This is a genomic window from Pseudomonas sp. KH_017, from assembly GCF_057840285.1.
This window is the reverse complement of record NZ_CM174509.1, coordinates 3,342,092-3,358,020: the sequence shown is the minus strand read 5'-3', so window position 1 is coordinate 3,358,020 and position 15,929 is coordinate 3,342,092. Positions and strand designations below refer to the sequence as shown.

The window sequence follows — 15,929 nt, the reverse complement described above, 5'->3', positions numbered from 1 at the left end:
GCCCTGGTTGAGTCGCCGTTGGCCACGACTCCGAAGCCGCGTTCAGTCGCGCATTCAAACGCCAGTTCGGCACTTCCCCCGGCACCTGGCGCAGACAATCGGCATGAGAGGGGGTGGGCTGTAGCCGCCTACCCTGAGCGTCGGATATTGAGCTGTAACGGCCCGAGGCGTGACGTCCGGACGGAGCGCTTCTGTCGCCCATCAATCAAATTGAGACGATCGTTCTGAGTGGCGTCAATGAATTGAATAGGAATGATATGTATTTACTTACAAAAGATAATCGTTATTATTCGCGCGATAATTCATACAAAGGTGTCCATGGTGGCTCGATCGCGCATTTACCCAGCCTCTCTGTCGTTGCTGGGCGTTCTGGTTGTACCTGATCTACAGGCAGAAACGGAGTCTGCTCTAACCCTGCCGGCAACCGCTGTGAACAGTGAGTACAGCGAGCAGAGCTACATGTCGACCGAGAGCAGGAGCGCGCTGAAGATCGATGCCCCGCTACGGGATATCCCGCAAACCGTCAACGTGGTTCCCCAGAGCGTCATCAAGGATCAGGGGGCTCAGTCGATGGAAGACGTGCTGAAGAATGTCCCCGGTATCGGCCTGTCCAATGGTGACGGCCAGCGCGACCAGGTCACCATCCGTGGTTTCAGTGCCATCGGCGACATGTACATCGACGGTATTCGCGACGATGCGCTGTACTTCCGGGATCTGTCCAACGTCGAGCGGGTGGAAGTGATCAAGGGGCCGGCTGCGGTGCTCTATGGCCGAGGCTCTTCGGGGGGGCTGATCAACAGCATCAGCAAGACACCCAACTTCGCCCCCAGGCAGGAGGTCGGCGTCAGTGTCGACAGCGAGGGCAAAAAACGCACTCAGTTCGATGCCGGTTGGGCCGATCAGCAGCAAGGCGATAAAGCCTTTCGTGTGACCGGTGCGCTGGAGAACAGCGACACTTTCCGGGATGACGGCTACATCGACCGCAAGGCCATCGCGCCCTCGGCCTACTTCAAACTCTCGGATGATCTGGAACTGAACCTGGGCGCCAGCTATCTGTATGACAAGCGCCTGATCGACTTCGGCATCCCGGCACGAGGCGACCGTCCGGTCGATGTGGACCGCGACAAGCGCTTCGGTGCCGCCGACCCGGATGATGACTACACCCGCAGCGAAGTGTTCTCGTTCACGGCGGGTGTCGATTACCGGATCAACGACGACTTCAGCCTGAGCAATACCAGTCGCTACTACCACTACGACCTGGATCGCAACAACACACTCGCTGACTCCAGCCCGACACGTTTCGTCACTGCTCCCAATGGTGAACTGCTGGTGAAACTCAACCGCGGCAACGTGCAGCGCAAGGAAGACGGCTGGTTCAACCAGACCGAACTCAACCAGCGCGCCGTGCTCGCCGGGATGAACCATAACCTGCTCTATGGTGTGGAATTGGGGCGCCAGGTGAAGGACCAGTCCGTATTCAGCCAATCCAATGTGGCCAGGGTGCCGGTGTACCGCGATGCCCTGGTCGACGTGCCGTTCCAGGCCAACCGGCAAACCGCCAAGGGTACCAATACCCAGGACACCGCCGGCTTCTATGTACAGGACCTGATCGAACTGGCGCCAAAGTGGAAGGCCCTGGTGGGTGTGCGTTACGACGTGTTTGACCAGGAGTACGCCGACGACCTGACGAACAGCGAACTGTCCCGCACCGATACGACCTGGAGCCCGCGAGTCGGTCTGGTCTACCAGCCTGATCAAGTGCAGTCCTATTACGTCTCGGTGAGCCGTTCCTACCAACCCTCCGCCGAGATGTTCGCGCTGAGTACGACGAACCAGGATCTTGAACCAGAGGAGACCACCAACTTCGAGATCGGCGGCAAGTGGGACCTGCTCGACAATCGCCTGGCGTTGACGGCGGCGCTGTTCCGCCTGGAACGCACCAATATGAAAACCAGCGATCCGGCGAACCCGACCAAACTGGTGCTTGCGGGTGAGCAGCGCACCGATGGCCTTGAGCTGACCGCCAGCGGGCAGTTGAGTGACAAATGGCAGGTCTATGCCGGATACGCCTTTCTGGATGCCGAGATCACCAAGTCCAACAGCTTCACCAACGGTGTCGCCAACGAAGGCCAGGTACCCACCTTGACGCCGCGCCACAGTGCCAACCTGTGGTTGGTGCGTTCGCTGACGCAAACCTGGCGTGTGGGCATGGGGGCCAACTATGTCGATGATCGCTATACCGCGCTGGATAACAATGTGGTCATGCCGGCTTACACGACAGTGGACGCCGCGCTGCTGTACAACCTGCCGAAATGGGACATGGCCCTGCGTCTGCGCAATGTCTTCAACAAGGACTACTACGCTTCGGCGCATGGTTCGGTGGATCTGATCACGCCCGGTGCCCCACGGACGCTGGAGCTGAGCACCAACTATCGCTTCTGAGTACAGACCTGAAGAACAGGCGTCCGGCATTGTCGGGCGTTTGTTTGGGGCGCTTTCAAAAAGCGCAGTTCATGATCAGGATCCGGCAACAGGCAGGTGTCGTATTTCCCGAAGAGCCGATAACGATTAAGTGCAATGCGGTCGTATGCCCAATCTCGAAGCTTGCGAGGGAAAATGCGCAACAGGTTCACGGGGCGCCAGCGTGCGGGAAACCGGGCGATGATTTCGAAAAATGCATCCGAACGCGTCCAGTAGTGCCGGTCGCGGATCACCGCCATGGTGTCGAATTGATCCATGGGCAAACCTGCCCACGCGAGCAGAGCCTGCCCCTCGGGTGACTGAACCGCCGCCAACCGCAGGCTCCGCTGGCGGTCATGGCGAATCAACAACCTCACCCAGCCATTGCACAGCTTGCAGACACCGTCGAACAAGACCACCGTCTCTCCAGGTTTGAGCAGTGGCGCGGGTGAGGGGCGGATGTGCGAGGCTGGCATAAGCGTGGGTCCAAGGGCGCCTGGTTATCCCGGAGCACAGGATTTTGTGTAAACGGGATTTCGGTTAAAACGGCAAATGCAGCACCTTGAGTGCTGCATTCGAGGCTTGAGACCGCACATTTCTGTCGGCCTGGGGAGGCGCGACACAGATCAGCTTTTGGCGCGATCGGTCGCCTTGGCTTTGCTTTCAGCGACAGCGGCTTCAGTCTTCTGTTTCTGTGCAACCTGGTAGGTTTCCACCGAGACTTTCCGGGCCGACTCCATGCGTGCGAAGGTCTTATCACCACCACCGGTGGCCATGGCCAGAGAAGAGGCGGTCAGGGTGGCGACTACGAAGAGAACTTTCATGGATTTCATTTGGGTATCCTCAAGTGAGATTCTGTTAACAGCTAAAAGCGGAATTCATTTACTGAAGCTGAACTTCCTTGTTCAACCTGGCTTCACCATCCAGCCAGGGCGGCGTTTCCTGGTGACCAGGTGCCTCGCTCCATGCGCGCTTCGGTGTCTTTGTTTTTTGCCCAGGCAGTGAGCAGTACCATCATCGCGAATCCACCGACGATGAGAACCGGATAGGCTGCCAGCAACTCCACCAGCGAGTACTTCCAGGCCAGCGGACGACCAACACCGAGCATGGCGGCATAGAACCACGACACGCCAGAGAGGGCGCCGGAGAACAGCGCCAGCATGCGCAGGTTGAAGGAAAGTTTGAGTAACGAACCGGCTTTTTTCAGCGCCGGCAATACAGCGCTATGCAACAGGAAGCCGTTAAAGGTCAACAGCACAACGATGCCGATCTTGGCTTGCAGTTTGGGATTGAGGAAATACTCCATCCCCTTGCCGGCATAATCGATCCCGATAATACCAATGCCCGTAATCCAAAGCGCTACAAGTGCAAGCGATACGGTTTTTTGAAGGCTTTGCATGTGCGCGTCATCGTGGTGACCTGACGCATCCCCCTTCAGGAGTTGCTTGACCATTGCAATGTCACTGGTCAAGACCAGCCCGATTGCAACGCAGCAGGCGATAAGATGAAAATATACAACGCCCAAACGCACATATTCCACGGTGGACGAAGAAAACATACTAAGTTCCATGGTGACCTCCTGGCCTCAATAGTGAATCAACTTGGCTCTCGGCACGGCTTGATTGGAATTTACCGTTGCTGACTGCCATTTAGATCCAGCAATTGTTATCAATTAATCTTGCGACATTACGCCACCAAGATAATAGTGAGTTTCGCGAATGAACTTTTATTCATTCGAACATGTCCATTTTCAGGTAACAAAAAACCTCAATCGCACTGGGTGCATAGGAGGTTTAACTTCCGCTTCTGGTGGCCGGCGAGGCCCGGAACCCGATCGACGAGACGGATCAGGCAATGCTGGTAGGGTCGGCGGGGCTTCCACCCCATTCGAGGAAACGGATCTTGTGAACCTCGCCCTCGCTGTCTTCGTAGACCAGGGTCACCGGCACCACGCCGGTCTTGTCGGATGTATCGGTGCGCTGCAGTACCCGCTTCACATCGATGTCCATCCCGTAGTGGTATTCGACGGCTGAGACATGCGCGCCGGGTTCTTGCAGGCTGTTCTGGTCGAAGACACTGGGTGCGAGACTGGAAATCACCGCACTGACAATTGTGGCCATGCTCATAAGGCTGTACCTCTTCTGTAGTTCGCTTGACAAGGACCTAATGTGACACGTTGAGAAAGTGAAGTTCACTTCACCGCGACGAACGTGCCTTTCTGAAAAGCCTGTAGTGGCTGCAAACTCCCGGCAATTCCCCGCGCTTGACGCCTCTCGACCATTCGTCCTTTAAACCCCGTATTTGTTGGGCAAAGTCCGTTTTTTGAGGGAGGTCATGACATGTCATGACGGATTTTCACGCTGGTGAATCAGTGCCATCCGGGTCAGTCGAGTGGCAACGATATCGTTAATTTCGTTCCTTTGTCCGGTGCGCTGTCGATCGTGAATTCCCCACCCAGCATGCTGATACGTTCCTTCATTCCCACCAACCCGAACGAGTTCAATTTTTTGCGATCCGTCATGCCTACGCCATTGTCCTTGATCAGCAGGTAGAGCCGGCGACCCTCCCTGGAGAGTTGGATATGCACCTGTGTCGCTTGCGCGTGCCGGGCAATATTCGACAGCGATTCCTGCACGATGCGGAACAGGGTCGTGGCGGATTTTTCATTCAGATCGCAACGGAAATTTTCGTCTTTCGCCGACATCGTGCAATCGATCGCGCTGCGCTGGCGGAACTCTTCAAGTTGCCACTCGATCGCTGCCTGCAATCCCAGATCGAGTACGGGTGGCCGAAGGTCATTGATGATACTGCGCACACTGCGGATGGCTGTATCGAGTTGATTCAGAGCATCGCTGGCCTTTTCGTTGAGCTTGGGGTGCAGGGTACTGGTGCGCGCCTGCAGCATGGACACATCGATTCGCAACGCCAGCAGACTCTGTCCCAGCTCGTCATGGATGTCGCGTGCGATCCGCTTTCGCTCTTCTTCCTTGATGTGCTCCTGATAGGAGGCCAGTTCACGCAACTGCAGCTTCGATTGCAGCAATTCTTCGGCCTGCATCGTCAGTTTGCGCTGCAGGTAGAACAGGTCGACAAACACCCGGATCTTGGCGCGAAGAACCTCGGCCACAATCGGCGAGAAGATGTAATCCACCGCGCCGGACGTATAACCGCGGAAACGCTCGGAATCCGTGTCGGCCTCAGCTGTGACGAAGATAATGGGCGTGTGGGCCGACTTCGGGCGGCCGTGAATCAGTGCAGCGGTTTCAAAACCGTCCATCACTGGCATTTTCACGTCGAGCAGAATGACGGCGAAGTCGCGCTGCAATAGCAGGCGCAGCGCCTCGCGCCCGGAAGTCGCCGTGGCAATATCGAGGCCCATGTCGGCAATCACCGCGGCGAGCGCCGTAAGCTTGGCGGGATTGTCATCCACCAGCAACACGGATGCTGGCACGCCATCAGGCGGGAGCGGGTGCCGCACCTGGGCTCTCTCATTGAATACCGGAGGTTCCTGCATATTTATGCCACTTCGGTTTGCGCTGGCCGCAATGAGCGCGGTACAGCGTCATCGATAGAGCCATTTGCGCATCAGTGACAGCAGCTGGTCGGTATCCACTGGCTTGCTGACATAGTCCGATGCTCCTGCCTCGATGCACTTTTCACGGTCACCCATCATCGCCTTGGCCGTCAGCGCGATCATGGGCAGGGCTTCAAATCTTTTGAATGTACGGATCTGGCGCATGGTTTCAAAGCCATCCATCTCGGGCATCATGATGTCCATCAGCACGATGTCGGTATCGGGCTGCTGCTGCAGCAGTTCTATGGCGGTTCGGCCGTTTTCGGCCGTGGCCACCAGCATTTTGTTGCACTCGAGCACGCTGGCCAGGGCAAAAATATTGCGCACGTCATCGTCAACCACCAGGGCCTTTTTACCCTCAAGACTGTCCGAACCCTCATAGAGTTTTTCCAGCATCCTGCGCTGGGTCTGCGGCAGCCTGGCGACGACGCGGTGTAGAAACAGCGCGGTTTCGTCGAGTATGCGCTCGGGGGACTGAACGGCCTTGATGACGCCCTTGCCGAGCAGTGTCCTGAAACGCTCGTGTTCCGGCTTGGTCAGTGTCTGCGCACCATAGACGACGATCGGCAATTCACGCAGAGCGTGGTCTTGCTGCAACGCCTCGAGAAACCCGATGCCGGATGCGTCGGGCAGTTCGAGATTGATTGCCATGCAGTCGTAGCGTTTCTTTGCCAGTTTCATCAAGGCGTCAGCGCCGCTGGCGGTCGTTTCGATCTTCACGTCGGTGTTGCCGAGTAGATCGAGGATGCGGGCGCGGCTCCCTTCGTTGCCGTCGATGAGCAGCAGATTCCTGGTCTTGCGCCGAGCGAATGCGACGATGCCGACCAGCGCATTTTGAATCTCGTCGGCTGTGACCGGCTTGAGCAGATAGTCGAAAGCGCCATAGCGCAGCCCGCGTGTGTGGTCGTCAGCGATCGAGATGATCTGGACCGGGATGTGACGCGTGGCGAAATTGCGCTTCAACTGCTCGAGCAGCGACCAGCCATCGATGTCCGTCAGGCCCGGGTCTAGCGTGATCGCGGCGGGTTTGAAGCGCTCGACAAGCTCCAGTGCATCCGCGCCACGGGTCGTGACGATCGCCCTGAACCCCTTCTGGTGCGCGGCCTCGAGCAGAATGCTGGCGAATCGGGCGTCGCCCTCGAGCATCAGCAGCACTAGGTCCCCGGGTTGGACAGACTCGCGGTCGTCCAGTATCTGTGCAGTCGGGCTTGACATGAGGTCGCGCCTGACTTGGCCAGTTACTGCCTCTGTCACTGATTCGTCTAGCGTCTGACGCTGGGCATCCGGTGTACGCAAGGGCACGTACAGCGCGAAAGTACTGCCATTGCCGATCTCACCGGGGATCAGCCGCAGCTCACCGCCCAGCCGGTGTGCGAGCTCGCGGCTGATCGACAGGCCGAGGCCGGTGCCGCCGTATTTTCGTGAGGTTCCGGTATCTGCTTGCTGGAACGCTTCGAAGATCAGCTTCTGCTTGCCGGCAGATACGCCAATGCCGGTGTCGGTGACCACGAAGGCGACCACCGCATCGGCACGATTGAGTTCGCTGTTATCCACGCTCCACCCGGACACAACGGGCGCGATACTGATCTTGACGCTGCCTTGCTCAGTGAACTTGAAGGCGTTGGACAGCAGGTTCTTGACCACCTGCAGCAGGCGCTTTTCGTCGGTCCAGATAACGGGGGGCAGGGTAGGGGCCAGTTCAATCGTGAAGTCGAGGCCTCGGTTTTCGGCGACCGGCCGGAAGGTGCGTTCGATCTGGTCGTGCAGATCGGCGAACAGCGTTTCATTCAGATCCAGAGTGACCGTACCCGACTCGATCTTGGACAGATAGAGAATCTCGTCGATCAACTCCAGCAGGTCTTTGCCCGCGCTACGGATGGTCTTGGCATATTCGACCTGCCGAGGAGTGAGATTGTGTTGCGCGTTGTCACTGAGCTGCTGAGCCAGAATCAGCAAGCTGTTCAATGGCGTTCTGAGCTCATGGGACATACTGGAGAGGAATTCGGACTTGTACTTGGAGGTCAGCATCAGCTGCTCCGCCTTCTCCTCCAGCGACAGCTTGGTGATTTCGACTTCACGGTTCTTGCGCTCGACTTCGGCTTTCTGCTCCGCCAGCAGTCCAGCCTTGTCCCCCAGTTCCTCGTTGGTCTGTCTCAATTCCTCTTGTTGCCTTTGCAGCTCCTGCGCCAGCGATTGCGACTGCTTGAGCAGTTCTTCGGTACGCATATTGGCTTCGATCGTGTTGAGCACGATACCAATCGATTCAGCAAGCTGATCAAGGAAAGTTTGATGAATGATGCTGTAGCGCGTGAACGAAGCCATTTCGACGACGGCCTTGACCTTGTTCTCGAACAGGATTGGCAACACGATGATATTCAGCGGGGCGGCCGCACCCAGTCCCGATGAAATCGCGACGTAATTGGCGGGTACATCGGTCAGCAGGATGCGCCGCTTCTCGTAGGCGCATTGCCCGACCAGGCCCTCGCCGAGCCGCCACTCATCGTTCACATTGATGTTGCCCTTGTACGCATAAGCGGACAGCAGTTTGAGTTTTGCAGGATCGGGCGGGCTCTCGTTCATCATGTAGAACACACCGTGCTGGGCGTTGATCAGCGGAGCCAGTTCAGACAGCACCATCTTGGAGACTGCCGCCAGATCGCGCTGGCCCTGCAGCAGACGGTTGAATTTCGCGAGATTGCTCTTGAGCCAGTCCTGCTCCGCGTTTTGCCGCGTGGTTTCGCGCAGGTTGCGGATCATCTCGTTGACGTTGTCCTTCAATTCCGCCACTTCACCCTTGGCTTCCACCTCCACGTAACGAGTCAGATCGCCCTTGGTCACGGCAGTCGCCACGTCGGCAATTGCGCGCACCTGATTGGTCAGGTTGGCCGCCAGACCGTTCACGTTATCGGTCAGATCGCGCCAGGTGCCGGCAGCACCCGGCACGTTGGCCTGGCCGCCCAGCTTGCCCTCGACCCCCACTTCACGCGCCACCGAGGTCACCTGATCGGAGAACAGCGCCAGCGTATCGGTCATACCGTTGATGGTGTCGGCCAGTTCGGCGATCTCGCCCTTGGCTTCCAGTGACAGTTTCTTCTTCATGTCGCCGTTGGCGACTGCGGTCACCACTTTGGCGATGCCTCGCACCTGGCTGGTCAGGTTGGCCGCCATGAAGTTCACGTTTTCGGTCAAATCCCTCCAGGTGCCGGACACGCCTTGCACCTGTGCCTGTCCCCCAAGCTTGCCTTCGGTGCCGACTTCGCGCGCCACCCGCGTCACTTCGGCGGCAAAGCTATTGAGCTGGTCCACCATGGTGTTGATGGTGTTCTTCAGCTCCATGATTTCGCCCTTGGCTTCCACGGTAATCTTGCGCCCCAGGTCGCCTTTGGCTACCGCCGTCGTCACATCGGCGATGTTGCGAACCTGATTGGTCAGGTTGGCCGCCATGCTGTTGACCGAGTCGGTCAAGTCTTTCCAGGTTCCACCGACACCCGTCACCCTGGCCTGGCCACCGAGCTTGCCGTCAGTCCCCACTTCGCGAGCCATGCGCGTCACTTCGTCGGCAAAGGTCGAGAGCTGGTCCACCATTGTGTTGATGGTTTCCTTGAGTTGGAGAATTTCACCTTTCGCTTCGGCTGTGATCTTGCGTGACAGGTCGCCGTTGGCCACCGCCGTCGTCACGTCGGCAATGTTGCGCACCTGGGTGGTCAGGTTGGCCGCCATGCCGTTGACCGAATTGGTCAAGTCCTTCCAGGTACCGGACACGCCGGTCACTTCGGCCTGTCCGCCCAACTTGCCTTCGGTACCGACTTCCAGCGCGACGCGGGTCACCTCCGAGGCGAAGCTGGAGAGCTGGTCGACCATCGTGTTGATGGTGTTTTTCAGTTCGAGAATCTCGCCCTTGGCTTCAACGGTAATTTTCTTGCCGAGGTCGCCTTTGGCCACCGCCGTCGTCACCTGTGCGAGGTTGCGCACCTGGGTGGTCAGGTTCGCCGCCATGCCGTTGACCGATTCGGTCAGGTCGCGCCAGGTGCCTGATACACCGCGCACTTCCGCCTGACCGCCCAACTTGCCTTCGGTACCGACTTCCAGCGCCACGCGGGTCACCTCCGCAGCGAAGCTCGAGAGCTGGCCGACCATCGTGTTGATGGTGTTTTTCAGCTCGAGAATCTCACCCCTGACTTCGACGGTAATCGTCTTGCCCAGATCGCCTTTGGCCACCGCGGTCGTCACGTAAGCGATGTTGCGCATCTGGGTGGTCAGGTTGGCGGCCATGTCGTTGACGGAGTCGGTCAGGTCTTTCCAGGTGCCGGACACCCCTTTGACATTGGCCTGCCCACCGAGAATCCCTTCAGTGCCGACTTCGCGCGCCACGCGGGTCACCTCGGAAGCGAAGGAGCCCAGTCGCGTCACCATGGTGTTCACGATCCTGGCGGATTTGAGGAACTGGCCCCGCAGTTTCAGGCCGTCGAGTACCGGTGGTACCTGCTGGCTCAGATTACCCTCGGCAACCGAACCGATAACACGAATCATCTCGCTCATCGGGCTGATGAGGTCGCTGGTCAGCGCATTGCTCGAGTTGACGATCTTTTGCCATGAGCCTTTCATCATCGGCAATTGGATACGCTCATCGACCTTGCCCTGCTTGCCGATCAATCGCGCCACGCGTTCGAATTCGGTGGCGGTGTCGGCCGCCATGTCGATGATCTCGTTGAGCGTGTCGGCGATCTTGCCCGGCATGCCGGTCCAGTCTTCCGGCATACGCGTGGTGAAGTCACCATTGCGCAACGCCTTCAGCGCTGTCAGCAACGTCTTCATGTCGAGAACTTCGATCGGTGTCGTCACTGTGGCCATGTCTATGTCCAGTCAAGATGGATGCCACGCGCAAGGCGTCATGCAGGAGCCGGCATTGCAGTATTGACCATGCTGATAGCTGAGCGTTGGCTTGTGAAATATTAGCAAGGTTGGCGCAATGCCCCGGATCCTGGGGAAATTGCCCGGGAACAGGCCGTTCCAAGCGACAGCATCCGCGGTCCGGAGAAGTGGGCTCTAACGCCTGAGGCAAAAGTGCAAGTGTGCTCTGCGCCTGCTAACGTCAAGCTCTGCAGCAGATTCCATGGCTTGCTGGCTACTGCCGAATGGAAAATACAGATGATTGACCACAAAATCAGAGTCTTGCTGGTGGATGATCACAGCATCGTGCGTAATGGCGTGCGACGCATGCTGGAGACTGCCGGCGAGATCGACGTAACGGGTGAAGCCGCGACGGCACAAGACGCAATGCTCCTGGTCCGGGAGCAGGATTTCGACGTGGCGCTGGTCGATATTCAGCTGCCCGACAAGACCGGCCTGCAACTCCTCAAGCTCATGCGTGCAGAGAAGCCCAAGCTCGCCGTTCTGATGTTGAGCATGCATTCGGTCGAGGCCTATGCGTTACGCGCAATCAAGCACGGCGCAGCGGGATACCTCACCAAGGATATTTCCGCAGCCACCCTGGTTACGGCAGTTCGCAAGGTGGCCTCAGGCGGCAAGCACGTCAGTCCTGAGCTGGCAGAAAAACTGGTCAACGCTATCGGCAGAGGCGACGGGGCACCCCACGAAGCGCTATCCGACCGGGAGCTTGAAGTACTAAAGCTCCTTGCTTCAGGCGAGAGAATTGTCCGCATCGCTGAGATATTGCACTTGAGCCCGAGTACCGTCACGACGTACCGGGCACGCATCCTGGAAAAAACAGGGATGGACAGCAACGCGAAACTGGCCCGCTATGCCCTCGAAAACGGCCTGTTGACTTAGAACACCCTGCCATCCGAGGCAGCCGAGCCACTCAATCGTTCTCGGCATCCTCCACTCTCTGCGGCACATGCCCAGCTTCGCCGAAGCGTCGCCCGATCCAGCCTGCTTGTAGTGGAATCACTACAAGCTCTAGGCCGATATCGCCACAAAGAAGTCCTGCTAACGTCGATAGTGGGGGCCGTTCCAATCAAGCATATTTACCTCTCGGGAAATTTTCGTCCGTTCAATGGAGTTGTCTTCGTCAACGTCTTGTACAGCCATGTTAAAAAAGTGAGGTGAAATCATGCAGGTCACCAACACAGAACCATTGACTGCACTGACGCCCACAAGAGATTCAGGCCCTTTGCGCCTGTTTGTCGTTGAGGATTCGAACGCCGTGCCGGCGCTGCGGCGCACGGTGTCACCGCAGATCGCGGGCCTGTCACTTGCCGGGGCGTTCCACCGCGCATCGACCGCCATCGCCGCCATCCGGCGTGAACCACCCGATGTCGTCTTGCTGGACGTCAACCTCAGCGACGGTAATGGCATGGAAGTATTGCGTGTGATCGCATCCGAGTATCCGCTGACAAAAATCATAGTGCTCAGCGATTGTGCCGATCCGACACATTGGAAGTACTTCACAAAAGCGGGGGCCTACGCCTTCTACGACAAGAACCATGAACTTGCCATCATGCGACGCATGTTGGAGCGTTTAGCCAAGTTCCTGTTACCAGAAGATTTTTCCTGCTGGCAATCATTCCCCAATGGGAGCAGTACCCCATGGAACCAATCAGCAAAGAACACGACTTTCTAGCCGTGCTGCGGCACGTCATGTCACATGGCGTCATCATCTTGCTGGCAGTGGCCATAACGTTTGCCACGCCGGATGCCGCACGGTTCATCCTCTATGCATGGTGGCCACGCGTGGAGTTGGACTCGAATCAGCTGCTTGCGACAGAAATCGTGCTGGCCTCAACCTTGATAGTTCTGTTCCATCTGTGCAAACGCGCATGGGACACCACCGGGAGTATGACTTCGCCGCCGCCGACGAGACCGGGCGTGCTCCGCTCGGACTCCCCGTTCATGGCAGCCGCTTGAATCTTCTCGTCTGCTTCAGGATATGGATATGCATGAGAGCAAATTGCTCGAGTCAGAAAAGACTCTGGAATCGATATTCGTAAGTTGAGCGCGGAGTGCGCGCTGCATTCATATTGAACCAATGTTCTAACTGGAGGACATCATGATGATAGGTTATTGGTTGTGTGCGTTGCTGTGGGGTGTGGTGCTGCTGGAGGAGATCCAACTCATGCCCCTTCAAGAATGGAAAGACGAGGGTCTGAAAAAGGTTCTGTTGCTGCGCCGGACTAGAACCCGGACCGGCTACTTTATTGCGTTGATCGCGGGCGCATTGTGCCTTTATAGCGAAATCCTGGTGGCACCGGTCGATCAGAACATTTTCAATCCGGAGCTGATACTTGCCCTGTGTGGTGTTCTTTGGGGAGCTTATCTTTCCGTAGTCTGCATGAAGGGCAAGCGATAGATGCCTATCTCCATGACTACTGCGGATCATTGATATTTCACTATCGTCGGCCGGCAGGGGAACTCCGCCGGTCAGGCGCTCCACTCAGCATTTGAACAGCCGCAGCCTCGCTGGCAGCGGCTTCAGTTCACTGATTCCAGCTAAACTCGACCGGCTAGAGCAGTCAGAAATGGCTGCCGGGGAACAATACGACGAGCTTCCGAGCGTTGGCTGAAAGGTCTATCAATCAGCCAGGTGGTCTGCATGTGGCGATTAGGTGTCAGTACTGAGTCTATTCACGACTTCAAGCATGAATGTCTTGGCTGGCTCCTGCGCCGAGGGAGGTTTCATGCTATCCACGCTCGAGTTGTGCTTCACCCACTATGAAACCGTAGGCTCTTCACCGCGCATCGTGCTCGCCGTGCTGGCGACCACAAGCGCCACGGCACAAGCCAGCAACGCGAATGCCGTGAAAACGCCCATCACATGCAAGCATGGCATTACATGATTCCAGGCTCGAGCGACCCCCAGGAAGGCGGCGAATAGCCAGCCACTCATGGAGAACGCCCCCAAGAGTGCAAGGCGACCGCGGTCGGAACCCGGCAACAAGACGAAGGGGGCTTTTTGCAACAACGGGAAGCCGACACGATGCAACAGACCGCCGTTCAGAGTCAGCAGCGCGACAACCGCCACCTTGGCCCAGAGCTTCTGGTTGAGCAAGTACGCGGTACCCTCGAGGAGATACCCCTGAAGTACCAACAGCAGACCACTGCCCCAAAGGGCCAGTAACGCGAGGGTGGCAATTTTCCTGGTTTCTTCCAGATACTCAAGCTTCGCCTGATCCAGCGCTTCCTTGCGCCAACTCCAAAGCTTGTGATCGGCCAGCAATACCCTGCCCAGGGCAATACAGGTGGCGAGCAGATGAACGTACACGAGGAGCATTTTCAGCATTATGTTGACCTTTTTTATATGGACAATGCACTCCTTGCGTCCTGGATTTGAATATTAATGATATGTATTAACACTTGTAACAGCAAGTTTCAAAATCATCGAATCAGCTTTCTTTTCGGTTACCTGTACATTTCGGGTGGATCCGGTCGGGTACTTGCGGGTTCAGGTGTTCGATTCAGTATCTGAACGAGTGGATCCACTGGTTACAGGCATTCCGATTGCCCCGGTCGATGGCGACCAGGCGATCAACAAGCTCATCGACGAATTACGAGGGGGATATCAAGGCCATCCATGAGAAGTGCCGGGAGGGCTATAAAACGAAAAATCCCGGCATCAGGCCGGGTTCTCTGTAGATGGGCCAAATCCATTTGGCTGATCGCATTGTGCTTGGTGAGTGTTACGAAGGTGTGAAAGGAGCGGAAGCAGAAGCCCGGTGCTGGGCGGTAATGGCGGGGCAGAAATACCAGAGAATCCAGCGCTATTCAGTGAACAGAATGGAGAGGCACAACCCAAAGCAGCCCTTCGCGAAAGGCTGCTTACGACTGTGGATTCAATACACTGGATTTTGTGTAAACGGGATTTCGGTTAAAACGGCAAATGCAGCACCTTGAGTGCTGCATTCGAGGCTTAAGACCGCACATTTCGGCCTGGGGAGGCGCGACACAGATCAGCTTTTGGCGCGATCGGTCGCCTTGGCTTTGCTTTCAGCGACAGCGGCTTCAGTCTTCTGTTTCTGTGCAACCTGGTAGGTTTCCACCGAGACTTTCCGGGCCGACTCCATGCGTGCGAAGGTCTTATCACCACCACCGGTGGCCATGGCCAGAGAAGAGGCGGTCAGGGTGGCGACTACGAAGAGAACTTTCATGGATTTCATTTGGGTATCCTCAAGTGAGATTCTGTTAACAGCTAAAAGCGGAATTCATTTACTGAAGCTGAACTTCCTTGTTCAACCTGGCTTCACCATCCAGCCAGGGCGGCGTTTCCTGGTGACCAGGTGCCTCGCTCCATGCGCGCTTCGGTGTCTTTGTTTTTTGCCCAGGCAGTGAGCAGTACCATCATCGCGAATCCACCGACGATGAGAACCGGATAGGCTGCCAGCAACTCCACCAGCGAGTACTTCCAGGCCAGCGGACGACCAACACCGAGCATGGCGGCATAGAACCACGACACGCCAGAGAGGGCGCCGGAGAACAGCGCCAGCATGCGCAGGTTGAAGGAAAGTTTGAGTAACGAACCGGCTTTTTTCAGCGCCGGCAATACAGCGCTATGCAACAGGAAGCCGTTAAAGGTCAACAGCACAACGATGCCGATCTTGGCTTGCAGTTTGGGATTGAGGAAATACTCCATCCCCTTGCCGGCATAATCGATCCCGATAATACCAATGCCCGTAATCCAAAGCGCTACAAGTGCAAGCGATACGGTTTTTTGAAGGCTTTGCATGTGCGCGTCATCGTGGTGACCTGACGCATCCCCCTTCAGGAGTTGCTTGACCATTGCAATGTCACTGGTCAAGACCAGCCCGATTGCAACGCAGCAGGCGATAAGATGAAAATATACAACGCCCAAACGCACATATTCCACGGTGGACGAAGAAAGCATACTAAGTTCCATGGTTACCTCTTGGTTATAAGGGTGAATCAACATGGCCCTCAGTAC

15 protein-coding genes and 1 pseudogene are annotated in these 15,929 nt (G+C 57.0%); 7 read left to right on the top strand and 9 right to left on the bottom strand.

Going from position 1 to position 15,929, the window contains the following annotated elements:
• Positions 1-14: 14 nt before the first annotated feature.
• Positions 15-107: pseudogene (locus AC3IT6_RS15340) on the top strand (AraC family transcriptional regulator); the annotation flags it as partial.
• Positions 108-318: 211 nt separating this feature from the next.
• Entirely contained in the window at positions 319-2,442 is a 2,124-nt protein-coding gene (locus AC3IT6_RS15335; RefSeq protein ID WP_489350835.1) for a TonB-dependent receptor, read from the top strand.
• On the opposite strand, the gene AC3IT6_RS15330 is transcribed toward AC3IT6_RS15335, so the two are convergent.
• The 6 genes from AC3IT6_RS15330 to AC3IT6_RS15305 form a co-directional block, all read right to left on the bottom strand.
• Positions 2,430-2,936, bottom strand: a complete 507-nt coding sequence (locus AC3IT6_RS15330; protein ID WP_489350833.1) for a thiol-disulfide oxidoreductase DCC family protein — start codon at positions 2,934-2,936, stop codon at positions 2,430-2,432. The genes AC3IT6_RS15335 and AC3IT6_RS15330 overlap by 13 nt on opposite strands.
• A 150-nt stretch (positions 2,937-3,086) precedes the next feature.
• Entirely contained in the window at positions 3,087-3,293 is a 207-nt protein-coding gene (locus AC3IT6_RS15325) for a co-regulatory protein PtrA N-terminal domain-containing protein (protein ID WP_150723921.1), read from the bottom strand.
• A gap of 83 nt (positions 3,294-3,376) precedes the next feature.
• A complete protein-coding gene (locus AC3IT6_RS15320) occupies positions 3,377-4,030 on the bottom strand; it encodes a hypothetical protein (RefSeq protein WP_489350831.1) in 654 nt (217 codons plus the stop codon).
• 277 nt (positions 4,031-4,307) lie between these two features.
• Positions 4,308-4,586 (bottom strand): DUF2790 domain-containing protein, encoded by a 279-nt coding sequence (locus AC3IT6_RS15315; protein ID WP_008047217.1) that lies wholly within the window; start codon positions 4,584-4,586, stop codon positions 4,308-4,310.
• Positions 4,587-4,843: 257 nt separating this feature from the next.
• On the bottom strand, positions 4,844-5,974 hold the full coding sequence (locus AC3IT6_RS15310; RefSeq protein WP_489350829.1) for an ATP-binding response regulator: 1,131 nt from the start codon (positions 5,972-5,974) through the stop codon (positions 4,844-4,846).
• Positions 5,975-6,022: 48 nt separating this feature from the next.
• Positions 6,023-10,885 carry a HAMP domain-containing protein gene (locus AC3IT6_RS15305; protein WP_489350827.1) on the bottom strand — a complete coding sequence of 1,621 codons (4,863 nt, stop codon included), beginning with the start codon at positions 10,883-10,885 and terminating at the stop codon, positions 6,023-6,025.
• A gap of 297 nt (positions 10,886-11,182) precedes the next feature.
• On the opposite strand from AC3IT6_RS15305, the gene AC3IT6_RS15300 reads away from it, so the two are divergent.
• The 4 genes from AC3IT6_RS15300 to AC3IT6_RS15285 all read left to right on the top strand — a co-directional run bounded on the left by AC3IT6_RS15300 (position 11,183) and on the right by AC3IT6_RS15285 (position 13,343).
• Positions 11,183-11,824 (top strand): response regulator, encoded by a 642-nt coding sequence (locus AC3IT6_RS15300; protein ID WP_489350825.1) that lies wholly within the window; start codon positions 11,183-11,185, stop codon positions 11,822-11,824.
• A gap of 283 nt (positions 11,825-12,107) precedes the next feature.
• Complete coding sequence (locus AC3IT6_RS15295) at positions 12,108-12,617, top strand: response regulator (protein ID WP_489350823.1); 510 nt, start codon at positions 12,108-12,110, stop codon at positions 12,615-12,617.
• Positions 12,584-12,901, top strand: coding sequence for a hypothetical protein (locus tag AC3IT6_RS15290; RefSeq protein ID WP_489350821.1), 318 nt, complete (start codon positions 12,584-12,586; stop codon positions 12,899-12,901). Before AC3IT6_RS15295 ends, AC3IT6_RS15290 begins: the two co-directional genes overlap by 34 nt.
• Positions 12,902-13,043: 142 nt before the next feature.
• Positions 13,044-13,343: a hypothetical protein gene (locus AC3IT6_RS15285; protein ID WP_150723922.1), complete on the top strand. Its 300-nt coding sequence runs from the start codon at positions 13,044-13,046 to the stop codon at positions 13,341-13,343.
• 360 nt (positions 13,344-13,703) lie between these two features.
• Here AC3IT6_RS15285 and AC3IT6_RS15280 read toward each other — a convergent pair whose 3' ends face one another.
• Positions 13,704-14,273, bottom strand: coding sequence for a hypothetical protein (locus AC3IT6_RS15280; RefSeq protein ID WP_489350819.1), 570 nt, complete (start codon positions 14,271-14,273; stop codon positions 13,704-13,706).
• Positions 14,274-14,409: 136 nt separating this feature from the next.
• On the opposite strand from AC3IT6_RS15280, the gene AC3IT6_RS15275 reads away from it, so the two are divergent.
• On the top strand, positions 14,410-14,568 hold the full coding sequence (locus AC3IT6_RS15275; RefSeq protein ID WP_489350817.1) for a DUF1652 domain-containing protein: 159 nt from the start codon (positions 14,410-14,412) through the stop codon (positions 14,566-14,568).
• A 372-nt stretch (positions 14,569-14,940) separates the two neighbouring features.
• On the opposite strand, the gene AC3IT6_RS15270 is transcribed toward AC3IT6_RS15275, so the two are convergent.
• Together AC3IT6_RS15270 and AC3IT6_RS15265 are read right to left on the bottom strand one after the other, a co-directional pair.
• A complete protein-coding gene (locus AC3IT6_RS15270) occupies positions 14,941-15,147 on the bottom strand; it encodes a co-regulatory protein PtrA N-terminal domain-containing protein (RefSeq protein WP_150723921.1) in 207 nt (68 codons plus the stop codon).
• Between the two features lie 83 nt (positions 15,148-15,230).
• Positions 15,231-15,884, bottom strand: a complete 654-nt coding sequence (locus AC3IT6_RS15265) for a hypothetical protein (protein ID WP_223448855.1) — start codon at positions 15,882-15,884, stop codon at positions 15,231-15,233.
• Positions 15,885-15,929 lie beyond the last annotated feature (45 nt).